The sequence below is a fragment of the Psychrobacter sp. 1U2 genome (genome assembly GCF_051847575.1).
In genome coordinates this window covers 1-516 of the sequence record NZ_JBPYDC010001824.1, presented here as the reverse complement: position 1 = coordinate 516, position 516 = coordinate 1, and the positions used below count along the sequence as shown (strand labels likewise).

Genomic DNA, 516 nt, shown 5'->3' with positions numbered 1-516 from the left:
GCAACATGCTCAAATTCAGAACCTTGCGACTTATGAATCGTCATCGCATACGCAGTAGCAATCATCTCATCACTGAGCATATTTACTGAGATACCTTGTGGTTTGTTCTCAAAAAACACCTGCAAACGCCCGCCTTCAGTCTGTAGACAAATACCAATATCGCCATTGAACAAGCCGAGTTCATAGTTATTTTGTAATACCATTATAGGTCGACCGTGGTACCAAGGAGATTTGGATAAGGGTAGTTTTAATTGATTGCGATGCTGCTCACTTAGGTAGCGATTAATAGAATGATCCCCGCAGCGTCCATGATGTCCGGCAGTGAGCACCCTAAATTGATTGAGTAGTGAAATTAGTTCATCGAAAATTGCGATATACTCTGCCGTTGGCATGGATTTGGCTACCTTTATCCTTGTTAAAGTTTTGTTGGTTTGATTTATATACGACTTATAATTCTTAAGTGTTTTTGAATAGAAATTATAATTGCTTAGGCTATTTTTTATTATATTATCTTTA

1 pseudogene is annotated in these 516 nt (G+C 37.8%); it reads right to left on the bottom strand.

Annotated features, from left to right (window positions below):
• Positions 1 to 392 (bottom strand): annotated as a pseudogene (locus ACS8FD_RS24605) (exodeoxyribonuclease V subunit alpha); the annotation flags it as partial.
• Positions 393 to 516: the final 124 nt, after the last annotated feature.